The sequence below is a fragment of the Paenibacillus sp. FSL M8-0142 genome (assembly GCF_038597315.1).
Classification (GTDB): Bacteria; Bacillota; Bacilli; order Paenibacillales; family Paenibacillaceae; genus Paenibacillus_AQ; species Paenibacillus_AQ lactis.
The window spans coordinates 1,967,183-1,988,239 of record NZ_CP152008.1 but is presented as its reverse complement, the minus strand read 5'-3'; the positions used below and the strand labels follow the sequence as shown (position 1 = coordinate 1,988,239).

The window sequence follows — 21,057 nt, the reverse complement described above, 5'->3', positions numbered from 1 at the left end:
ATCTCCACAACTTCGGCTAGTTCACATAAATAATGCAAAAAAGAATGTAAATACTCACCTTCTTCAACATCCAATATTCCAAATGCAAGTTCTGTAAACCAATTTCTAATACTTTCCCCCCCCATGCGCGATATCCTTAGCTTTCGCAACTTCCCGCTGAGTCCACTCATCCTAACCATGCTCTTAGGCAGAATCGGCCGATTATGACCTCCTCTCACCGTCATCAAAAATATTCAGGTTGCGGTAGATGAGGCTCTTCTCGATCTTCAGCTGCACCTTCTCCACGACATCGTCCGTTCTCCGAACCAAGAATGTCGATGAGCGTAATCTCATTAATGTTAGGGGGGTATCAGTGTTAATATCTTCCCTAGTGCCATAAGGGGTTCTAAATTATCCCCGTTCTTCTCGTTTCAACGCATCTCCAGTGTCCGCCCCAAAAATAATAAGAATACCCATCATAGTTCACTTGCCCTTCCATCGAATTGGGAGGCAATACGGTTACGTTCACAACACCATCCGGACTCTTAGTCAAAAGCCCATTGATTCGCCATTTCTGCAGCTCTTCATAACCTGTCGCCATCTCGATGATTTCTTTGGGTATGCAGTCTGGAATTGTCCTGTCCCAATCAGGTGGTCGCAACTTCTTTGGCTATGAGGGTGATAAAATGGTGATGATTGCACAGACATCATTCCTCCATATACAAAAGAGCGCCGCTGGCGCTCTTAAAGGTTCATGCATATTGATGGTTCTCTCGAGGCGAATCTTCAACTTCGGAATCGTCCGGTACGTCTAACTTTTTATTTTCTCTCAGAAATTTATTGACGTTTGAGTAAATTTTATCGAGCTCTTTTTCATGTATTTGCTTCTGTCGCAACATCCTCCGCAGTGCATTTGAATAAGAGCTTTCATCAATCTTACCACGTTCTGTAGAGAGCTCGAGGATCTTCTTTAGAAAAGCTTGTTCATCTCGAATCATCCTTATCACTCCTTTGCTTTATATTATAACTCTATGCTAGCTCTTCATCAAATGATGATTCACTGTCAAAAAAGTCTTCATCAGTTAAATCATCTTCGGAAAAAATGAACAGCTGTGATGAAACAATCACGAACAAAGCTGCATATGCTTCGCCAATTTCAATCGAATCCTTAATCATGGGATTCATTGCATCAATAGTTAATACCCCAAATGGTACAACTGGTATACTTACAATCGATTTATAACGACTTAATGAATCTGGATTTCTTGACCATTCCATTGAGTCTTCAACATTAGGTTCGTAAACAGTTTTTCGTAGCCTGTAAGCTCTCCCTGCGATTGATACATCAACATCAAGCGACCTAGAATTTATGTAGTTTGAAGGAAATCCCGAACTCGCATGTGACAACACAAGTTTTCTGTTTTCATTATCATAAAGCCAAAATCCACATCTATGCTTTTCTCCTGGTGTAAATTTAACATCTGCTGCTAGAGAGTCAGTCATTCTCCCTAATAGATTTGATAATTTGTATCTAGCTTCACTTGGTGTGTCGGACAGTACTCTTATAGCATCAAATGTTTTGATATGAGTGGTAAGGTTCTCTACTGCAGTGCTGAATTGAGAGGATATGCCCTTCAAATATTCATTTTCATTCTCAAGTTCTCTAATCTGTTCCTGCATTTCTTTAATATTATTTTCCTTATCCAACACGCTGGATATCTTACGAGCCCCCTTGGACAATAAATATGAAACATAAAAAAATAAACCAACGATACCTATTCCGATAACGCTAAACACCCAGCTAGGTATCTTTTCTATAACTGCCTTAACTAATTCGCCGCCCATTTCAACCCCCGAAAGTTTTATTTTTATGATAAAGGATATTCCTAGATTTGCCAACAAAAAAGCGTCAGGATAACGGGAGACTAATGAAATCAACTCGCTTTATCCTCGATCACGGCTTCCTTCTGCGCATTATTCTCATTCAAAAAGCCCGTACCACCAAGGTACGGGCCTATAACACTTTAAATTTTACATTTTTTAAAATATAAAACGATTTTTGTCATCAATCCCCACTTACGAACACTTGCTATACCCGCAGTTCCCGCAAGTCTTACATCCCTCGATGTTGATCAGGGACGCGCCGCCGCAGGACGGGCACAGGTCCAGGGACATCGAGCCGCCGGTGTGAGCGCCGCCATGGCCATGGTCGGCTGCTGGTGCGCCGTGGCTGGCAACCGCAGGCTCGGCCGGAGCCATGGTGGCCGCAACCGGCGCAGGATCATGGTCATGATCCGGTGCTCCGCTTGCCACATGCGTCTCCAGCGCCTTCGCTACGGCGTCCGCGATGGACTCCACGCGGTTCGCGCCGAAGCCGATCGCGCCGGTGCCGCCGATGCCCTTCAGATGCTTGATCAGCAACTCCACCTTGTTGCCATGGTCACCATACCGCAGGAACAGGGAGCAGACGCGTCCAAGCGCCTCGGCCATCGCGAACACGTCCGAACCGGCTTTGCCGACGTTCAGGAAGATTTCGCTCGGGATGCCGTCCAGGTCGTTGATCGTAATGTACGCCATACCGAACGGCGTATTCATTTTGTACGTTGCGCCGCGCAGCACCTGTGGACGCTTCTTGTACTGCTTATCGAGTCCGCTCTTGCTTCCAGCCGGTGCCGCAGGGGCAGCTGCCGAAGGTTGAACGCTGGCGGCATCCTCTGTTGCTTGACCTGCCGCGCTTTGCTCAAGCGCCGTTTCCTGGGAAGACGCGGTTACAGCTTCCGCTGCTTTGTCTTCTTTCTTCTCGGTCTGCAGCACTTGGATGTCGCGGCTGCCGTCGCGGTAGATCGTTACCCCTTTGCACCCAAGGTCAAAGGCCAGCTCATAGAGGCGCTTCGTATCCTCAACCGTGAAGTCTGCCGGGCAGTTGGCCGTCTTCGAGATCGAGCTGTCTACCCAGCGCTGGATGGCTGCCTGCGCCCGGATATGATCCTCGGCGGACAGATCCATCGCCGTCACGAAGTAATCCGGAAGCTCTTCACCCGGATGGCTGTCCAGCCACTCCTGAGCGATTGGAACGAACTGCTCGTCGAAGCCAAGACGGCTTTGACGGAAATATTTGAAGGCGAAGTACGGCTCGATCCCCGTCGAGGTGCCGACCATAGTGCCGGTACTGCCTGTAGGGGCTTGCGTAATGACCGTAACGTTCCGTGCGCCTTTGGCACGTACAGCCTCAGCCACTTCCGGATAAACCTCCGCCATATTTTTCATGAATCCGCTCTGCAGGTACAGCTCAGCATCGAACGCTTCGAACGAGCCCTTCTCCGCCGCGATGTCGGCGGATGCCAGATACGCTTCGCGGGCGATGAAGCCGTACAGCTTATCGAGGAATTCCAACGATTCCGGGCTGCCGTAGCGAATTTTCAGCTTGATCATCAGCTCGGCGAGACCCATCGTTCCAAGGCCGACGCGGCGTTCTTTTTTCTGGTTCGCCTCGTTCTCCTCAAAATGGTAAGGCGTCCGGTCGATGACGTTATCCAGGAAGCGAACGGAGTAACGCGTCGTTACCGCCAATTCGTCCCAAGCGACGTCGTGCTTCTCCTCATCGTAGAACTTCGACAGGTTCATCGCGGACAGATTGCACACGCCCCAGCCCGGAAGCCCCTGCTCGCCGCAAGGATTCGTACAGATAATCGGGTTGAAGTACCAGCTGTTCGACATTTGGTTGTAATATTCCATGAAGACAACGCCCGGCTCGGCCGATTTCCAGGCCGATTCGATAATCGTATGCCACACTTCGCGCGCTCTTACCGTACGGTATGGAATGACCTTTCGTCCGGCCTTTTTCCATTTGTCCAGATCGCCGTCCCACACCTCGTCGTAATCCGGATCGGTCGTGTCCGGGAATACCAGCTCCCACTCCAGATCCTCCTTCACGGCCTTCATGAAGCCGTTGCTGACGCATACCGACAGGTTCGCGTTGGTCACCTGGCCCATCGTCTGCTTCACCGTAATGAAATCCAGCACATCCGGGTGCCAGTCGTTGATCATGAGCATCAGCGCGCCGCGGCGGCTTCCGCCCTGCTCGATAAGTCCTGTCGTGTAGCTGAACAGGCCGCCCCAGGATACGGCGCCACTGGAGGAACCGTTGACGCCCTTGACGATCGCGCGGCGAGGACGCAGCGATGACAGGTTAATACCTACGCCGCCTCCGCGGGCCATAATTTCGGTCATCTCGGTCAACGTCTCCATAATGCCCCCACGGCTGTCTTTTGGAGAAGGGATGACATAGCAGTTGAAGAGCGTCAGCTCGTCGCTGGCTCCCGCGCCTGCTGCAATCCGGCCGCCCGGAACAAGCTTCCAGTCGTCCAGAATGTAACGGAACTTCTCCCGCCATTCCTCCTGCAGCTCCGGTGTTGCCTCAACCGATGACATCGCGGCCGCAAGCCGATCCCACATTTCCTCCGGCGTCTTCTCGATGGTCAGCGTCAGCTTCTCCACCTCCGACTCCACCAGCTCGCCTTTGCGCGTACGAACCGTTACCTTCCGTCCTTCACGAGCCACGATTTCGCCGACTTCCTTCGTCGGGAACTTCGGGTCGTCCTTCGTCAGAACGAGCACCACATCGCCGACCTTCGCATTATTGGTGTCCGCATCCTTCCACGCATACCGGTCCAAAAAGATCTTCTCGCTCAAACCTTCCAGCCGCTGACTTTGCATCGTACTCAAGAGCAACTCCTCCTAATTAAAATATAACGATTATAAATAAAACATTGATCGACGTTCTCTAAGAAGACAGACCGCGTTTAAAAACGAACCGCCCTGAGCGGTTATCCTGCGTCGATATCAGATGCCGTGATCATGCACCGATCCAGGCAATTTCCGATAGGACTGCCAAAACTTCCGCAGTTATGCCGCAGCAGTAAAGATCCCCGTGCAGCTGCCGCTTTTTCACGAATACTGCTAGCGGGTTCACCATCAACATAACCTCATATGTAGCGGATCAAACATACAAAACGCCGAAACACACCATATATAGTGCAATGAATTCATTATACTACACTATATATAGTAAAACTATGCCGATAATGTGAAAATTAAGGGCGAAACCCCATGCTTGTCCGCTCCTGCTTCCGCTTTCTTCGTCCCGCTCTCTTTTTCACCCGTCTCCTATGAAAAACACGTTGAAAATTGCCAATTCCAGCAGCCGTGCGCTCTCTCCGCCCTTTCGCACCCCATAAAGGGAGGTGCAAGTTATGAAGACTTCTTTTTTCGTCCATACTACTCATACACCGCTGTCCGGAAACTTTCATAACAGGAGGGGATCACCATGAATCATCAGCCATCCACTGCCGGTCCAGACATGACGACGGATCCGCGCCTGCCCGTACCGCTTCAGATGGACCGTTCCTGGCTGGACGATCTCGAAGGGCGCCTTGAGAAAGGCGGTCCGTGGGGGGACTTCAGGCTGTCTCAGCTAGCCGTTGAGGGCGAGCTATCCCGCCTGGTGACGAGCTTCGAAGAGCTTCAGTGCCTCAAGCACCTGGGTGATTTGTCCCCGCTTCCGCATCAGACCGACACCGCCAAGCGGGTGCTGTTCGAGATGTCGGGCCGGGCGATTCTGGCCGATGAGGTTGGACTCGGGAAGACGATTGAAGCCGGTCTTATTTTAAAAGAATATATTCTCCGCGGGCTCGTATCCAGAGTGCTGATTCTCGTACCTGCTTCCTTGGTGCTCCAGTGGGTCCGGGAGCTGAACTCCAAGTTCGGCATTCCGGCCATCGCGCAGAAAAAAGCCTATTCCTGGGCGAATGACATCGTCGTCGCCTCCATGGACACCGCCAAACGGGATCCGCATAGCGAATATCTCCTGAATCAGGAATACGATATGCTTATCATCGATGAGGCCCACAAGCTCAAGAACAAGAAAACATCCAACTACCAATTCATTCAGAAACTGCGCAAAAAATACTGCCTGCTCCTTACCGCTACGCCTGTACAAAATGACCTCAGCGAGCTGTTCAACCTGATCACGCTCCTGAAGCCGGGCCAGCTTGGCGGCCAGGGGCAGTTTGCGGCCAATTTCGTTGTGGATAAACGAAAGCCGAAGAACCAGGAGCAGCTCAAGGACGAGCTGTCCAAGGTCATGATCCGCAACCGGCGGGGCGAAGGCGAAGTGAAGTTTACGAAGCGTTCCGTCCGCAATGTCGGGCTGACTTTATCGCCCGAAGAACAGTCATTATACGACGGGGTCACGTCCTTCGTCAAAGATCAGTATCAGGCAGCAGGGGGAAATTTAAGCAGCATGCTGTCCCTCGTCACCCTCCAGCGCGAGGTGTGCAGCAGCCGGGATGCGGTCTTTGTTACGCTCGTCAATCTGTCCAAGAAGCTGCCGGAGGACTCCCCGCTCCGCGATAAAATCTGGGAATTGGTGTATCTGATCAAAGCGATTAAAGCCAATACCAAGGCCGAGAAAACGATCGAGCTCATCCGCCAGATGAACGAGAAGGTGATCGTGTTCACCGAGTACCGGGCCACCCAGGAATATCTGCTTAACTATTTCCGGGATCACGGACTCATATCGGTGCCGTACCGGGGCGGCATGAACCGGGGGAAAAAGGACTGGATGATGGACCTGTTCAGGGGGAGAGCTCAGGTTATGATCGCAACTGAAGCCGGGGGCGAAGGAATTAACCTGCAGTTTTGCCACCATATGATCAATTTCGACCTGCCCTGGAATCCGATGCGAGTGGAGCAGCGGATCGGACGCGTGCACCGTCTCGGCCAGACCAACGATGTGCAAATCTTCAACCTGTCCACTGCAGGTACGATCGAGGAGCATATTTTGAATCTGCTGCATGAGAAGATCAATATGTTCGAGATGGTTATCGGAGGACTGGATGTCATTCTGGAACGCTACGAGAAGAGCGAGTCCTTCGAGAAGAGCCTGTACAAAATCATGCTGGAGTCCGGCAACGATGAAGAGATCCGGAGGCGCATCAATACGCTCGGCGACTCGCTGCACCATATCAAGCAGGATATCGAGCAGGAAGCGAGCGGAGAAACCTTAAGAGAGGAAGAAGCCTGATATGACCATGACGCCGCAAGAGGTGCAGAAGCACTTCATGGCCTATTTGGAAGCCACCGAATGCACCGTCATTGAAAAATCACCGGAGCATGTTACCGTGAAGCTGTCGCCCCAAGCCGACAAAATGCTCACCAACCGCCCTTATTACTGGAGCTTTGTGGAACGTACCGGGGCGCCGGCCGAGACCCTCTCCTTCCAGTTCGTGTTCGATCCGGAAGCCTACGACGAGCGGATGGCCAAGGCCAAGCTCGCCGAGAGCAAGGCGCAGCTGTCCGCACCGCAGCAGGACCCGCTGCTGGCCCGCTTTTACGGCAACGCTCCCGTGCTCCCCGTGCTCGGTCCCGGCCGAATCCAGCGCGAGAACGTCAGCTACGGAAGCAGCAGGCTGGCTCAAATCTGGAACGCGGCCCGCGAGGAAGGCAAATGCGTGTATCTGTTCCAGCAGCCGGTCACGGAGCCGCGCCCAAGGGCAAGGTCAACGCCGTACGAGCAGTGGCTCGGCGTCTGCTTCAAGGTAGAGTTCAGCTGCGATCTGAAGCGCGAGGAACTCCATTATGTTGGCATCTCGCTGTCCACCCGGAAGATCGTGACAGATTTCCCGGCTGTGCTTAATGGCCGCGAGCTGACGCCCCGCCTGCCCGAAAGCGTGCACGTCCGCCCTGCGGCCGTTTCGCTGCGCGAGGCGGCGGGGCTCCTCGAGGAGCATCTGATCGTCAGCTTAAGCAAGCTGGATTATACGTGGGCATCCAAGGCCCGCGAACGGCTGGCGGAGGAACTTGCGGTAATCGACAGTTATTACGAGGACCTGCTGAAAGAGCAGGATGAGGAAAAGAAAGCTCAAATCGAGGAACAATACCGGAACCGGAGGTCGGAAATGCAGTGGCAGTATGAGCCGAAAATCAGCTTCTCCGCCATAACCTGCGGCCTCTTTCACCTGTGTTCGCCCGTGAGCGCGTCCTCTTGACGCTCCTCTACAAAACAAGGCAAAAAAAGAACCGTTCCCTTCTGTCCTGGCGCGACACCTTGCAACAGCGTTTGCACAGCTTGTCCGATATGATAGAACCACCATATCCCCCATCGCTTAGGATAGCGGGAAGGAAAGGCGGTTGATCCATTTGTTGCATTGGCATAAAAATAACGTCCTCCATGGAGGCTCTTTCAATAACGATAACGACAGCCGGTCCAATCGATCCCGCGCAAGGTCTGCCCTGCTGCTGGCGGCCTTATGTACGGCGACCCTCATCCATCCGCTTGCGGTCGCTGCGGCCGGCAGTGAAGCGGCGATAATCACTCCCGCTTCCGCCGATCCATCCCTCTCCCTCGCGGATGACAGCTCCATTCGGAAGTCCGCGGTCTCCGCCGCGGTTCCGCAGAGCTTGCTCCATTTCACGGAAGACACCGTGGAGCAGCTCTCGGCCCATGTGCCGTTTACAGCCTGGAGCGAGGCCGAGCTGGAATACACCCCGCTCGGACCCGGGACGCACGGCTGGCTGGTCACGGTAACCGATGAAGGTTTGCCTCAAGGTTACCTCATTATCAGCGCCTCCGAGGATGGAGGGTATGTGCTCAGTGAATATGGAATCGGCGGTACCCTCCCCTTCAGCTTGGGACCGCTGGAGCAGCGTCTAGCCGCCGAGGGGCTTACCGATCCCGAGGGATCTCTCCCGCAAGGCAGCTTGATTCGTAAACGATATACGGGAGCTCCTGTATGGGAGGTCACCCTTCCAAACCAAGATACGCTTTATATCAGCGGCTTCAATAGCGAGCTGCTCCCGAACGTCTCGCTGGCCTCCGGCACATTGGACCGCTCCGGCATCAGCAAAGGAGTTGTTGCAGCCGGATCTGCACATGGATGGTCGGCGGACGCTCCGTCCATCACGGAGCATCGTCCCGACCCGTATGATAATCTTCAATGGCTGACCTCATCCAGCCTCACGGCCCGAAGCAGCAGCGAGCTCAGAAGGCTGCTGCAAAAGCACCCTTCACTGGTGTTTAAATCGAAGGGCGATGGCAATGCCGCTTTCGGTGCCCCGTTCAGCTTGACCGGATGGCAGCGCTGGTCATCCGTCTCCGGCAGCGCTGCTGATGCTGCAGCCATCTATGTAGCGATTCCGCTCCGGAATACGGACACTACCCGGTTTCTGCCGGCACCCCGATTAGTGGGTCAAGGCAAGTTCTATGTTTATCCAGGATAATCGACATGAGCAATTTACTGATTTTTATTTTTGACATTTCATTGATCATTACGAGCATTCATTTAATAATTAAGGTAACATCCTTGGTTTGGGAGATGATTGCCCGTGGATTTGAAGGAAATGAAAAAGCATGCCGATGCCTTGGACGATAGCAAAAAACGAGAGCCGTTGAAAAAAGCCAAAAGATCACCCAAAAGATTACTTATAGGTGCATTTTTACTTCTTCTGGGGTTCTTCGCGTTTTATTTTAATGATACTCAGCAATTATATGGAAACGATGAAGAATCTATTTTGAAAGTAATTCATTCAATTGAAGGGTATGAAAATAATTCAATAGAAATTGTAGAAATTAAAGACATGAATGACCGAAGATATGCTGCCGGTTTCTTATCTGACAATAATCCAGGCTACATTCAATTTCAAAAAAACAAAGACGGAAATTATAAGTGGCAGCAAATAGAAGTAGACGTTAATGAAGCATTTAGCGTCTTCGCCCCAGAACCTCTCTTGTTTTTGATTGTCACTAATGAGGAAAATAAAATAGCGAAAATGCAGGTAAGCGTAAATGGACAGGAAATAGAACAAGAGTTTACGCCTTATAAGGCCAGTGTCACCTGGATGTTTCCCCCTAAGACTGGAAAAAGTCATTATTCATATAAGTATTACGATAAAGATGGAGAGCTAATTTATTATTTTAAATAAGATGTTTTTAAACATGCTTGCGGATTTAGGTAAATCAGACAAAAACAAACACCGGAAAGCATCCATCCCTGTGTTTGTTTCTTTGTCATGAGGGAGCCGACGTCTCATCGTGTGCTATTGCCCATCCATTGAACGGTCCATATCACCCTATTTGGTTTTTCGCTTACGCTTGGACGATATGTCCTCTCTCCACAGCGATACGGAGAACGGAATCATGCCGAACCATTTCGTTGTCCACGATTCCTTCACCTTGGACTGGCGGCGGATCTCCTTCGGCGTATCTATATAGGTTACGAATCGCTCCGTAATGTATTTAATCAGTTCATCTCCGCTGGCCATCTCATCATCTCCTTTGGATCTTCTTAGGGTTTATCCGCATCCCGTTATCAGTTTGCTCCGTTTCAATCGTTTCTAGACTCACAGCTTTAGGAATCGGGATGATTTTCCGCAAATTGCACATTCTAAAGAAGTCGAAATCCACGAGAAAGAAGGAGTCCATCATGGTTAAGGCAGCAGGAATATGGATGCTTCTCCTGGCATTGGCATGCCCGGATCATATGGCCGCAGCTTTCCATTCGGAGCATGTTCAGGCCGTGGGGCAGGCCGCAAGCCATAACAATCGCACACAGGCCGCCGCCCGCAGCCTGCATATAGAGATCCCAGAATCCCCTGTCTCGTCAGGCCGGGAAAACAACCAGCATCACACACGCCATCTGCATCCTTTTGCCCAGGACGTCGTACTGATCGATGCGGGGCACGGCGGCATCGACGGGGGAACCTCCCATGGCGATATTTTGGAAAAGGATATCAATCTTGAAATATCGCGCAGGCTGTTTATGCTGCTCCGGCAGCAGGGATATCCTGCCGTGCTCAATCGCGACGGCGATTACGCTTTAAGCGACGACAACCGGTGGCACAGGACGTCCTCCAGGCATCGGCGCGACCTTTCGCAGCGCAAGCAGCTTAGCGAAGAGATCCCGACCGAGCTTGTCGTAAGCATCCATGTGAACTGGGGCCGAAACAGCTCGAAACGCGGCGGCATCGTGCTGCATCAATCGGAAGGGCGCAGCAAGGCTCTGGCCGATGCAATCCAACAGCAGTTGAATCAAGTATACCGAAACCGCAACCAGATCATGGTCGGCAAGCCGTACTATTTGCTGAATACGACCGACGTTCCCGCCGTCATTGTGGAGACCGGCTTCATCAGCAATCCCGAGGACCGGCAGCTGCTGACGAGCCGCAACGGGCAGATGAAGCTGGCCGAAGCAATTGCGGCAGGCATTGTCCATTATTTAACAGCCCTGTGAGTCGGCCCGGGGCCTGCCTCATGACCATGGGCCGAAGACGATCCAGCAAAAATAGACCGGCGCCCGCTTAAGCGGTACGCCGGTCTGGTTCATGTCATTTCTTTATTAAATCATCCAGCCGGACGGTGTGCCCCTTGGAGACATTTCCGGAATGGTCCACGGCTGCGAAGGTGACGGTATGGTTCCGGGGATTTTTCACCTCCGGCAGGAGCGCAGTCTGAATCCCGCGCCTTACCTCAAGCGTATCGCCGACCTGCTTTTTGTTCTTGAACAGGCGGATCTGTACAAGCTTGCCGTCCATATCGTACGGCCCATCCCAGTACAGCCGGATGTGCCCGTTCTCCCGAAGGGCCCGGACGTTCTCCACCTCGCCCGGCGGCACATCGTCCGGCACAGGCGCCGGCGGAGTAGTCGGGGCCGTAAATACGGCCGGATCGCCGAACGTAAATTTGTCCAGGTTATACAGCCAATCCGAGCCTTTGAAAATCAGGAAGACGATATGTTTGCCGGTGACGGGTGTCGCAATGTTCGCCGAGAACACTTCAAAGTTATGCCAGCCGCCGGTGCCGTCGACCTTAGCGGCGGCAATCAGCGGGCCGTTCATGCTGTCGATTCGCACTTCAATCGTGCCGCCGCCCGTATCACTGGCCGCATGAACATGGAACTGTTCCGGGCTCGTATCGCCAAAGTCGACGTAGTTGTACATCGCGTAAGGCTGGTTAGGGCCGAACAGCCCCGCCAGATACGTCTGCCCTCCGCCCTGCTCTGTGCCGAACCCGTTGCCGATCGTATAATGTTCGGCTTCGAGCTTGCCGAAGGCATCCCGGTCCGTGCCTTTGACCGTCGTGAAATTGAACCAATCGAGATTGCAAGGATAATCCTGGCCGTCCGTCCCGTGAAAAACAAGATACACGTCATGAATGCCGACAGCCTGTTCCCCATCTACGAGCGCCATCAGATCAACCCAGTCGTCCCAGCCGCCCAGGGCAGGAATCCGGGCAACGCCGACCGTCGGACCGTCCAGACTATCCAGCTTCACCTCGATCGAGCCGCCTTTATGGCCGCTGGATACGCGCATCGTTACGCCGGATGCACCACTGCTGCCGAAGTCGATATCCCGATAGATGGCATGAGCGCCGTCCGCAATTCCCTCCAGGTAGCCGTGTTCGGCGTTAACGCTTAAGCCCGAGCCGCCATCCAGCTGACCGGCCCGCAGCTTGGCATAGGCATCGGTTTGTCTCGGATCGTTCTCGGTAAACCGAAACCAGTTCAAGTTAAACAGATATTCGTCGTCGACTTGGTTAAACACCAAATATACGTCATGCGTGCCAGTTACGGTCACAGGATTCCCCTGCTCATCCTCAAGCACGCCGACTGCATCGATAAATTGATGCCAGCCGCCGGTGCCTTCCACGCGGACCGTGCCGACCCGCGGTCCATCCAGCCCATCCAGCCGGATGTCGATATTGCCGCCGCCCGCCCCGCTGGCGGCCCGGGCAATAAACCCGATCGCGCCGTCCGTTCCGAAGTCAACGTTCTTATAGGCAGCGAAATGGCCGGAACGGATGCCGCCGAGCTGCAGCGTGCCTTCCGGGCCCCCCTCCAGCACGAACCCTTTACCGATATTGTATTTTTCCGCTTCGATTCTTGAATAGGCGATCCTAACCGGATAACGCGGAGCAGCCTCCTGCGGCTCCACAACCGTAAGTGCCTGAACCGCGCCCGCGGACGACCAAGACTCATAGGTGCCGGAGAGCAGTTGTCCCACCCAGTTGCCGTCAACGATCCCCTCTTCGCCGCGATGACTCCAGGCCGTAGCCGTATTAAAGGCCAGCCAGGCGTCGAATTCACGCTCAAAATCGTCATAGGCGCGGTCATCGAGATCGTCCAGCGTCTGCTGCAAATAGGCCAGGTTGCGGATCAGAATCGTTTTGCCGCCTTTCAAATCCCCGTTCGGCCCTTCATAATTGAGCAGTCGGTTGTCGTCCACCAGCCGGTCCATCGTAAACCGTGCACCCTTCACGGCATCCTCCAGATACGTCTCGTCCCCGGTTGCCCGGTACAGCCCCACCGCCGCACCGACGAATGTCCCTTGATTATAATGCGTGGAATCCGGCACCGGGCCGCGCTCCAGCTCGATCCGGTCGAACACTTTGCCGTTCCCGTCAGTCAGCATCGTTTTGCCCCAGCTGAAAATGCGGGTCGCCGCCTCGAGATAATGCCGATCTCCCGTAATTTCGTACAGGAATACAGCCGCCTGGGCAGCCGGGAAATTAATGCAGGCGTTCTTCGTGTTGTGCTCGCTGTTCAGCCACCAAATGCCGCCGCCCGCAAACTCGTCGTCCCACTGCGTATCGTACACGAAATCGAAGTAATACTTGGCCTTCTCCAAATATCTGGCTTCGCCGGTAATCTGATAAGCCCGCGCGCTGCCCATCGCCCACCACATGATGTCATCGTTAAACGGATTGTTCGTCCAGTCCTCGCCGTGCTTGGCCACCGTGCCGTCAAAGATGTCGTCGATCTGGGTTCGAAGCTCGGCCTTCAGCTTCGGGTCTGATGTGTGCAGATAGGCGTCCATCACCATTTCCCACAGCTCCGCTTCGACCCAGAAGCTCTGGTAGTTGTCGCCGCGGTTCGAATTGGCCCAGAAGTACTTCGCTTGCGGGTCCCAAAAGTTGGCGTTGAACGCTTTAATCGCCGCGTCCGCGTCGGCCGGTCCGAACGAAGCGGCACGGACCGGGGCGGCCCCGATAACTGATGTCAGCAGAAGGGCCATGATCAATGGCAATGCAGTCAACCTCAATAACGACCTTTTTCCCGGATTCCCTTTCACGACATTACCTCCGTTTCGATTTCCTATTTCAAAACTATCGCATTTTGATTTCCAAACCGCACAGGCTTAACACAAATTCAACGAACATGGCGTTGGACCAGGAGAACCACTCCCGCGTAAATTGCTGCGGATTATCTTTATGGAAGCCCTCGTGGACGAGCCCCGTATCGGCATCCGTCCGCTCGAACATGCCCAGAATCTCCAGCTTCTCCGCTTCCCCGGTCGCCGTGATGCCCTGAATGGACAGGGCGATGTGCCAGATGTAGTCCTTCGGCGTATGCGGGCTGCCAATGCCTCTCGCATAAGTCCCTTCGTAATAATAAGGATTGCGGCGGCTGAGGATCAGCTTGCGCGTATTCACATAAACGGGATCGTCTTTGGCGCAATAATCGAGATAAGGCAGGGACAGCAGGCTGGGCACATTGGCATCGTCCATCAGATTGACCCCGCCAAGTCCGTCAACCTCATAAGCGTAGACCTGACCGAACTCCGCATCCTCAATCAAGGCATGCTCCTCGATGCCCTGCCGGATGTCCTCCCGCAGCGCACGGACCTCCTCCGCAAACGCCTCGTCCCGGTAAAACTGCTCGTTTACCTCCAGCAAATACCCCAGCACCACGACTGCAAACATGTTGGACGGCACCAGATAACCGTACTCGCACGCGTCATCGCTTGGGCGGAAGCCCGACCAGGTCATGCCGGTATAGGCGGTTTTGCCTGGCAGCGTATTCGTAGGGCCGCCACCCGGCCGTTCAAACGTATAGGGAGACATTTCCTCATGCCGCTGCTCCGTCCGCCACGTGCGCACAATCAGCTCGGCCGCCTGCTTGAACGCTGCCGTGAAATGCTTTGTCTCTCCGGTGTTTTTCCAATATAAATAGGCCAATTGAATCGGATAGCACAGCGAATCGACCTCATATTTCCGCTCCCAGATCCAGCCGGACATGTCGGTGAGATCGTCATGGTGGCCGTGGAAGTTCTCGAATTCATTAAATGCATTGGCATAGGGATCCCGCAGGATGCACTCGAACTGCCTTTTCAGCACGCCTTCGATAATCTCCCGCAGTCCCTCGTCCCCGGCTGCCGGAATCAGATACGGCCGCAGCTGATTGACGGAGTCGCGCAGCCACATGGCCGGAATATCGCCGGTCAACATGAATACGGTGCCGTCTTCATGACGGCGGATCGTCGTTTCCAGCGTATTTTCGTAACAGCGTTTAAACATGTCTACAATCTTCGGGCGATGCCCCATCGTATGTTCAACCAGGGCGATAATCTCGGTTTGACTAAGGGGTTTGGTCATGCTCATTCTCCTCTGCTCACTTCCATTATTCTTTTACCGACCCCAATACGATGCCATGGATGAGATACCGCTGCAGAAACGGATAGATCAGCATAATCGGAATCATCGACACAAGGATTTTGGCCGAGTTCAAGGTCGTATTGGAGCACATTCATCATCCCGCCATCTCCTTTCACGGTTGATCACTTCCCGCCTCCAGCGCAGCCGCTGCCTCCAGCAGCATCAGTCCGCTAAGCTGGACGCTGAGCTGCACCGGCAGACGCGGCGGCTTATCCCAGCCTGGCCCGCACATCAGCGGCGAAGGCTGCATGCCTTCGCGCCACAGGCGCTCCGCATTGGCCGCGATGATGCCGCGGACGCGGGGAACCTCCGGGTCGAGCCGCAGCAGCTCCAGCAAATAGCGGATCAGGATGCCCTTGAACAGCCCGGTATCGTCGATCCCTTCATCGGGCAGCAGGCCGCTGTCCGGATCGGCAAGCTCGTCAAAACAAGCTTGCGCGGTCCGCCGGGCGTCCTCCAGATATTGCGCGCTGCCGGTACACTGGTACAGCTCTACCCCGGCACCGATGAACACGCCCTGGCAGTAGGTGAATTTCCAGTCCTTGTCGATCCGGCCGTCGCCCAGCCGGTTGAGGCCGTCCCAGACAAAGCCTGTCTCCGGATCGACAAGATGAGCCTTGTTCCAATCGTAAATGCGCTTAGCCCAGGACAGATCCGCTTCATCGCCGAAGCGCCGGTAGAGTCTTGCCGCCAAAATGGCGGCCGGGGCGTTGGCCGGAGTGTTTTTGTAATCGAGCTGGTCTTTCTTCCAGGCCATTCCCCCGCCGCAATGCCCGTTCCACGCGGTTTGGATGTCCGCCCACAGCTCCAGTGATTTTTTCTTGTACCACGGGTCGCCCAATGCGTCATAGGCCCGCAGCAACGCAAGCGCCGTCCATTCCATATCGTCGTAATAATTATGCTTGAACGTACCGCCGTTATAGCTTTCCAGACTGCGGCAGAACCGCCCAATCCGCTCCGGCAGTGCCGGATCGCCGCTGCGCTCATAGGCGTCCACCAGGACGTCGAGGACATGCGCCTGCCACCAGTAGTAGAAGTTGTCGCCAGGCCGGTTCTCCGAACGGGGATACCATTGATCGAGAATACCGGTCTCATCGTTCATATAGGAGGTGAACATGTCCTGATGCATCCGGGCCGCCCGCTCCGCCCAAAGGGCGGCCTGCCCGGCCGCCAAACGCCCGCTTCGCTGTGCTTCCATCCCGTTCCCTCCTCTCCCTATCCCCGCAATCCGGGCTTTAGCTCCGCTGCCGCTTCCAGCAGCATCGCGCCGCTAAGCTGCGCGCTAAGCTGCACCGTCTCGTCCGGCTCAGGCCTGCGCCCCCAATCGGTGCCGAAGAGCGGCAGCTCCTCCGCATCATCCTGCGACCGCCAGGCCGCCTCCGCCTGAGCCGCGATGAACGCCGCAACGTCCCCCGCCTCCGGCGCGGATCGGGCCAGCTCTGCCAAATAACGGATCAGGATGCCTTTGAACAGCCCGGCATCCCCGCCGCCTTCATCGGGCAGAAGGCCGGTCTCCGGTGCGGTGAATTCGCTTTGCACTACACAGAACGTCCGCATGGCCGCCCCCAAATAGGCGGGCTGCCCGCTCTCCCGGTACAGCTCCACTGCAGCCCCGATGAACACGCCCTGGCAATAGGTGAATCTCCAATCCTTGTCGATCGCTCCATTCCCGGTCCGGTTCATGCCATCCCAGACGAGTCCCGTCTCCGGATCGACGAGATTCGCTTCCTGCCATTCGTAAATCCGCCTACCCCATGCCAGATCATCCGGATTGCCGAACTCCCTATGCAGCCGCATGGCCAGAATGGCCGCGGGGGCATTGGCCGGGGTATTTTTATAATCCAGCTGCGATTTCTGCCACGCGATCCCGCCGCCCATCTGCTCGTTCCAGCCGGTCTTGATGTCCTCCCATAACGTCTGTACCGCTGATTTGTACTTCGGCTCGCCGGTTGCTTGATACGCCCGCAGCCAGGCAAGCGCCATCCATTCCATATCGTCGTACAGCTCGTTGGGCCAGACGCCGCCGTTCCGCGCCAGAATGCCTTCATGGAAATCCCGCAGCCGCTTCGCATATCGCTGATCCCCGGTGCGCACGAGTCCGTCAACCAGCACATCAACCGCATGGGCCATCCACCAATAATGAAAAATATCATTGCACTTCCCGCCCTCGCACGGCGTCTCAATGTTGTACATACGGATCGACTCGTTCCAGAACCGCTTATCGAGCGCCCGCTGAACCCGGTCCGCCCGCTCTTGCCATACCTCTGTCATCGCTGCATTCATCTTGATCTCTCCTATCTCCTAACCCTTGATTCCGCTAAATGCAATGCCCTGGATAAAATACCGCTGCAGCATCAGGAACAGAACCAGGATCGGCAAAATCGCCACCAGCGCCCCCGCCATCATCGGTCCATAATCCGTCTGATAATTGTAAGAGAACGCCTGCAATCCCATCTGAATCGTCGCCTTGGCCGGGTCGTTCAGCACGATCATCGGCCACAGGAAGCTGTTCCATCCTGCCTGAAAGGTGAAGATACCCAGCGTAGCCAGTGCCGGCTTCGTCAGCGGCAAATAAATTCGCCAAAATATTTTGAATTCGCCGCAGCCTTCGATCCGGGCCATCTCCATCATGTCCTTCGGCAGCGTCAGGAAGAACTGGCGCATGAAGAACACCGCAAACGTCCCCGAGGCTCCCGGCAAAATAATGCCCCAAAACGAGTTCATCAGTCCGTGCCCCCCGCTGCCAAACAGGTCGTTCCCGCCGACAAACGGAATATGCCGCAGCACGTACACGCTTGGAATCATCGTCACAATTCCTGGAACCATCATGGACACCAGCAATATCCGGAAGAACGGCTGGTTCATCTTGAAATCCAGTTTGGCAAACGCATAGCCGCTCAGCGAGCCGAAGAACAGGTTGAGCAGCACCCCGGCTGTCGCAAGCACAAAGGAATTCCAGAAATACAGGCCGAACGGGACCGTTGTAAACGCATTGTAGTAATGCTCGAACGTGATATTGGTCGTTATCCATTTGATCGGCATGCTGAACATCTCGTTATCCGGTTTAAAGGAGGTAAGCACGCTCCAGTAAAAAGGCAAAAACATCATCACGGCAATCACGCTGCTGATCAGGTAAAAAATAAAGTTCAGCCCTCTCTTTCTCGCCGGCGCTCCCAGCCTTTCGGTTCTCGGCCGGGGACGCCCGTTCGATTGAGGAACATGTTCCGCAATCATCGCTTTCGACCTCCCTTCCGCTGCCGGCTCATACGATCGGCTCCTCCGCTTTGGTCAATCTCATGCTGATGATAGAAAACACGAGGATCGCCATCGCCAGCACAAATGCCTGCGCCGAAGCATAGCCCATCTGCAATTGGTTGAAGCCCTGCTGATAGATCAGGTAGACCGGCGTCTTGGTCACGTTGGCCGGACCGCCCTGCGTCAGGACGAAGGCCTGGTCAAACAGCTGCAGCGCACCGATGATCGCCATGACGCTGACGAGAAACGTGGTCGGGCGCAGCTGCGGCCAGGTGATGTAGCGGAAGCAGGCGAACCGCGACGCGCCGTCCAGGCGGGCCGACTCGTACAGATAATCCGGCACGCCCTGCAGGCCGGCCAAATAAATGATCATATTGGAGCCGACCGATTGCCATAGCGTCATGACGATGATCGACAGCATGGCCGTTTCCGTCTGCGATACCCAGGCTGGTCCCGTCATGCCGAAGTACCCCAGAAGCCCGTTGATCAGGCCATATTCCGGGTGCAGCATCCAGATCCATACGGTCGCGGCGGCAACGGCCGAGGTCAGGGTTGGCAAGTAATAAAATGTGCGAAACAGCTTGACCCCGGCTTTTCTTTTGTTAAGCAGCATCGCCAGCAGCAGGGAAATCATCAGATTCAGCGGCACAAACACCACCGCGTAGTACATGACGTTCAGAAACGTCTGCCACAACAGCGTATCGCCCGCCAGCCGCCGATAATTGTCCAGCCCCACCCAATCGTGACTGCTAAGCACGTCATAGTTGGTAAAGCTGAGATAAAGGGCCATCACGACGGGAATGACCATAAACACGGCGAACAGCAGCATCGTTGGCGTAATGAACAGATAGGCCATTCGGGCTTGATGCCGCCCCAGCTTATTGACGGATGCCATAGTTTCCTCCCCTTTCATCGGCCCGTTTTATTCCACGGACGCATTGTCCGCCAGCAGCTTGTCGCCTTGCTCCTGGGCTTTTTTCAGCGTATCCTCGAGGCTTTGCTTGTTTTGCATGAACAGCTCCAGATTCGGGATCACGGCATTCTCCTCCATCACGGAGTAGCCCGGATGCGTCGGACGTGTCTTGGCAAACTCCAGCGTCTCCGCAAACGGCTTCCACAGCGGGTCCTCCGTAAAGAACGGATCCGCAAGCGCCGGCTTGAAGCCAGGCATATTCAGACTGGTCTTGGCCCACAGCAGCGCATTGTCCTTGTTCGCCGTCCACCATTTGATGAACTCCCACGCTTCATCCGGATGCTTGGAGCCTTGCGGGATCACCAGGCCGAAGCCGCCCATCACGCTGCCCCGATCCCCGTTTGGCCCGCTCGGCGGCGGCACGATGCCGTAATCAAGGTCCTTGCCGTATTTGTTATAGGTGCTCATCATCCAAGGTCCAGTGTACAGCATCGCCACTTTGCCGGTAACAAATGCGTCGTTGCCTTCGCCAAGCCCCTCTTCAAAGCCGATTTTGTACACTTTGTCCTCGTTCAGCAAGCGCTGCCAAAACTCCAATACCTGCTTGCCCTGCTCGTTGTTGAAATTCGTCTTCCCGTCCTCGGTCAGCATCTGGCCGCCGGCCTGCTGCAGATACATGTTAAACAGTCCCGGATCGCCCATCGAGAAGCCGGCGACCTCCAGCTTGCTGCCATTCCATTTCGTCAGCGTCTTGGCCGCCTGTTCCAATTCGTCCCATGTTGTCGGCGGCTGTAATCCCACGTCCGCAAACATCTTCTTGTTGTAAAACAGCGCGCGTGCATCAACCGTTAACGGCAGGCCGTAGAGCTTGCCATCATGCGTGAGCTCCTTTAACGATTCCTCGTAAAAATCATCCGGGTTCAAACCATCCCTGGTCATGTACTCGTCAATGGGCCGCAGCACGTTCTTCGGGGCGTACAGCGATGTTCTCCAGCGGTCCCAGAACAGAATGTCCGGCGCGCCGCCGCTCGTTGCAGCCGTCAGAAACTTGGTGACCATATCCTGCTGCAGCATATATTTGACCTCAATTTTATCCTGCGACTTGTTGAACGCATCCACCATCGTCTCAAACTGCTTCTGTCCCTCTCCGCCCCAATCGCCCCAAAAGGTCAATTGAACCTTACCGCCGCTCTTACCGTCGCCCCCGTTGTCCCCGCTGCTGCTCCCCCCGCTTCCTCCACAACCGGCGAGCAGCCCTCCGAACATCACTATCGTCAGCATCATGATCAGCCACTTTCTCATACATAAACCTCCCTTTTGATTTAAGTTCATAAAGATAATTATAAAGCGCTTTCAGTAAATATAGTATATTAACAGCATATCATTATGTCAATAAAGAAAAATGAGATTTCCCTGGTATAAA

General features: G+C 54.4%; 16 protein-coding genes and 1 pseudogene. 5 read left to right on the top strand and 12 right to left on the bottom strand.

Annotated elements, in window-relative coordinates:
• Window positions 1-731: 731 nt before the first annotated feature.
• The 3 genes from NSQ46_RS09335 to NSQ46_RS09325 form a co-directional block, all read right to left on the bottom strand.
• Entirely contained in the window at window positions 732-977 is a 246-nt protein-coding gene (locus NSQ46_RS09335; protein ID WP_340899947.1) for a hypothetical protein, read from the bottom strand.
• A gap of 31 nt (window positions 978-1,008) precedes the next feature.
• Window positions 1,009-1,917 (bottom strand): hypothetical protein, encoded by a 909-nt coding sequence (locus NSQ46_RS09330; protein WP_340899945.1) that lies wholly within the window; start codon window positions 1,915-1,917, stop codon window positions 1,009-1,011.
• A 138-nt stretch (window positions 1,918-2,055) separates the two neighbouring features.
• A complete protein-coding gene (locus tag NSQ46_RS09325; RefSeq protein ID WP_340899943.1) occupies window positions 2,056-4,704 on the bottom strand; it encodes an adenosylcobalamin-dependent ribonucleoside-diphosphate reductase in 2,649 nt (882 codons plus the stop codon).
• 601 nt (window positions 4,705-5,305) lie between these two features.
• Here NSQ46_RS09325 and NSQ46_RS09320 point away from each other — a divergent pair.
• From NSQ46_RS09320 to NSQ46_RS09305, 4 genes are all read left to right on the top strand, one after another.
• On the top strand, window positions 5,306-7,063 hold the full coding sequence (locus NSQ46_RS09320) for an SNF2-related protein (RefSeq protein ID WP_342576676.1): 1,758 nt from the start codon (window positions 5,306-5,308) through the stop codon (window positions 7,061-7,063).
• 1 nt (window position 7,064) lies between these two features.
• Window positions 7,065-8,027, top strand: coding sequence for a YqhG family protein (locus tag NSQ46_RS09315; protein ID WP_210094793.1), 963 nt, complete (start codon window positions 7,065-7,067; stop codon window positions 8,025-8,027).
• Window positions 8,028-8,169: 142 nt separating this feature from the next.
• Entirely contained in the window at window positions 8,170-9,258 is a 1,089-nt protein-coding gene (locus NSQ46_RS09310; RefSeq protein WP_340899942.1) for a hypothetical protein, read from the top strand.
• Window positions 9,259-9,363: 105 nt separating this feature from the next.
• Window positions 9,364-9,960, top strand: a complete 597-nt coding sequence (locus tag NSQ46_RS09305) for a hypothetical protein (protein WP_342576675.1) — start codon at window positions 9,364-9,366, stop codon at window positions 9,958-9,960.
• A gap of 147 nt (window positions 9,961-10,107) precedes the next feature.
• Here the strand turns inward: NSQ46_RS09305 and NSQ46_RS09300 are convergent, their stop codons facing one another.
• A complete protein-coding gene (locus tag NSQ46_RS09300; protein WP_340899939.1) occupies window positions 10,108-10,299 on the bottom strand; it encodes a YqzE family protein in 192 nt (63 codons plus the stop codon).
• Window positions 10,300-10,460: 161 nt separating this feature from the next.
• On the opposite strand from NSQ46_RS09300, the gene NSQ46_RS09295 reads away from it, so the two are divergent.
• Window positions 10,461-11,267, top strand: coding sequence for an N-acetylmuramoyl-L-alanine amidase (locus NSQ46_RS09295; protein WP_251537722.1), 807 nt, complete (start codon window positions 10,461-10,463; stop codon window positions 11,265-11,267).
• A gap of 94 nt (window positions 11,268-11,361) precedes the next feature.
• Here NSQ46_RS09295 and NSQ46_RS09290 read toward each other — a convergent pair whose 3' ends face one another.
• The 8 genes and pseudogenes from NSQ46_RS09290 to NSQ46_RS09255 form a co-directional block, all read right to left on the bottom strand.
• Window positions 11,362-14,058, bottom strand: a complete 2,697-nt coding sequence (locus NSQ46_RS09290) for a carbohydrate-binding protein (RefSeq protein ID WP_341342254.1) — start codon at window positions 14,056-14,058, stop codon at window positions 11,362-11,364.
• A gap of 79 nt (window positions 14,059-14,137) precedes the next feature.
• Window positions 14,138-15,406, bottom strand: a complete 1,269-nt coding sequence (locus tag NSQ46_RS09285) for a glycoside hydrolase family 125 protein (protein ID WP_341342255.1) — start codon at window positions 15,404-15,406, stop codon at window positions 14,138-14,140.
• Between the two features lie 25 nt (window positions 15,407-15,431).
• Window positions 15,432-15,551: pseudogene (locus NSQ46_RS09280) on the bottom strand (carbohydrate ABC transporter permease); the annotation flags it as partial.
• A 27-nt stretch (window positions 15,552-15,578) separates the two neighbouring features.
• Window positions 15,579-16,583 carry a glycoside hydrolase family 76 protein gene (locus tag NSQ46_RS09275; protein WP_342576674.1) on the bottom strand — a complete coding sequence of 335 codons (1,005 nt, stop codon included), beginning with the start codon at window positions 16,581-16,583 and terminating at the stop codon, window positions 15,579-15,581.
• 98 nt (window positions 16,584-16,681) lie between these two features.
• Window positions 16,682-17,749: a glycoside hydrolase family 76 protein gene (locus tag NSQ46_RS09270; RefSeq protein ID WP_342576673.1), complete on the bottom strand. Its 1,068-nt coding sequence runs from the start codon at window positions 17,747-17,749 to the stop codon at window positions 16,682-16,684.
• A gap of 18 nt (window positions 17,750-17,767) precedes the next feature.
• Entirely contained in the window at window positions 17,768-18,700 is a 933-nt protein-coding gene (locus NSQ46_RS09265) for a carbohydrate ABC transporter permease (RefSeq protein ID WP_342576672.1), read from the bottom strand.
• Window positions 18,701-18,728: 28 nt separating this feature from the next.
• Window positions 18,729-19,616 (bottom strand): sugar ABC transporter permease, encoded by an 888-nt coding sequence (locus NSQ46_RS09260; RefSeq protein ID WP_028406317.1) that lies wholly within the window; start codon window positions 19,614-19,616, stop codon window positions 18,729-18,731.
• Window positions 19,617-19,643: 27 nt separating this feature from the next.
• Complete coding sequence (locus tag NSQ46_RS09255; RefSeq protein WP_342576671.1) at window positions 19,644-20,936, bottom strand: ABC transporter substrate-binding protein; 1,293 nt, start codon at window positions 20,934-20,936, stop codon at window positions 19,644-19,646.
• Window positions 20,937-21,057 lie beyond the last annotated feature (121 nt).

What these genes read in the sequence shown, in the direction of transcription:
- NSQ46_RS09335 (WP_340899947.1), bottom strand. Translation starts at nt 977, where the DNA reads ATGATTCGAGATGAACAAGCTTTTCTAAAGAAGATCCTCGAGCTCTCT.
- NSQ46_RS09320 (WP_342576676.1), top strand. Translation starts at nt 5,306, where the DNA reads ATGAATCATCAGCCATCCACTGCCGGTCCAGACATGACGACGGATCCG.
- NSQ46_RS09285 (WP_341342255.1), bottom strand. Translation starts at nt 15,406, where the DNA reads ATGACCAAACCCCTTAGTCAAACCGAGATTATCGCCCTGGTTGAACAT.
- NSQ46_RS09255 (WP_342576671.1), bottom strand. Translation starts at nt 20,936, where the DNA reads ATGAGAAAGTGGCTGATCATGATGCTGACGATAGTGATGTTCGGAGGG.
- NSQ46_RS09300 (WP_340899939.1), bottom strand. Translation starts at nt 10,299, where the DNA reads ATGGCCAGCGGAGATGAACTGATTAAATACATTACGGAGCGATTCGTA.
- NSQ46_RS09260 (WP_028406317.1), bottom strand. Translation starts at nt 19,616, where the DNA reads ATGGCATCCGTCAATAAGCTGGGGCGGCATCAAGCCCGAATGGCCTAT.
- NSQ46_RS09315 (WP_210094793.1), top strand. Translation starts at nt 7,065, where the DNA reads ATGACCATGACGCCGCAAGAGGTGCAGAAGCACTTCATGGCCTATTTG.
- NSQ46_RS09275 (WP_342576674.1), bottom strand. Translation starts at nt 16,583, where the DNA reads ATGTTCACCTCCTATATGAACGATGAGACCGGTATTCTCGATCAATGG.
- NSQ46_RS09270 (WP_342576673.1), bottom strand. Translation starts at nt 17,749, where the DNA reads ATGAATGCAGCGATGACAGAGGTATGGCAAGAGCGGGCGGACCGGGTT.
- NSQ46_RS09295 (WP_251537722.1), top strand. Translation starts at nt 10,461, where the DNA reads ATGGTTAAGGCAGCAGGAATATGGATGCTTCTCCTGGCATTGGCATGC.
- NSQ46_RS09265 (WP_342576672.1), bottom strand. Translation starts at nt 18,700, where the DNA reads ATGATTGCGGAACATGTTCCTCAATCGAACGGGCGTCCCCGGCCGAGA.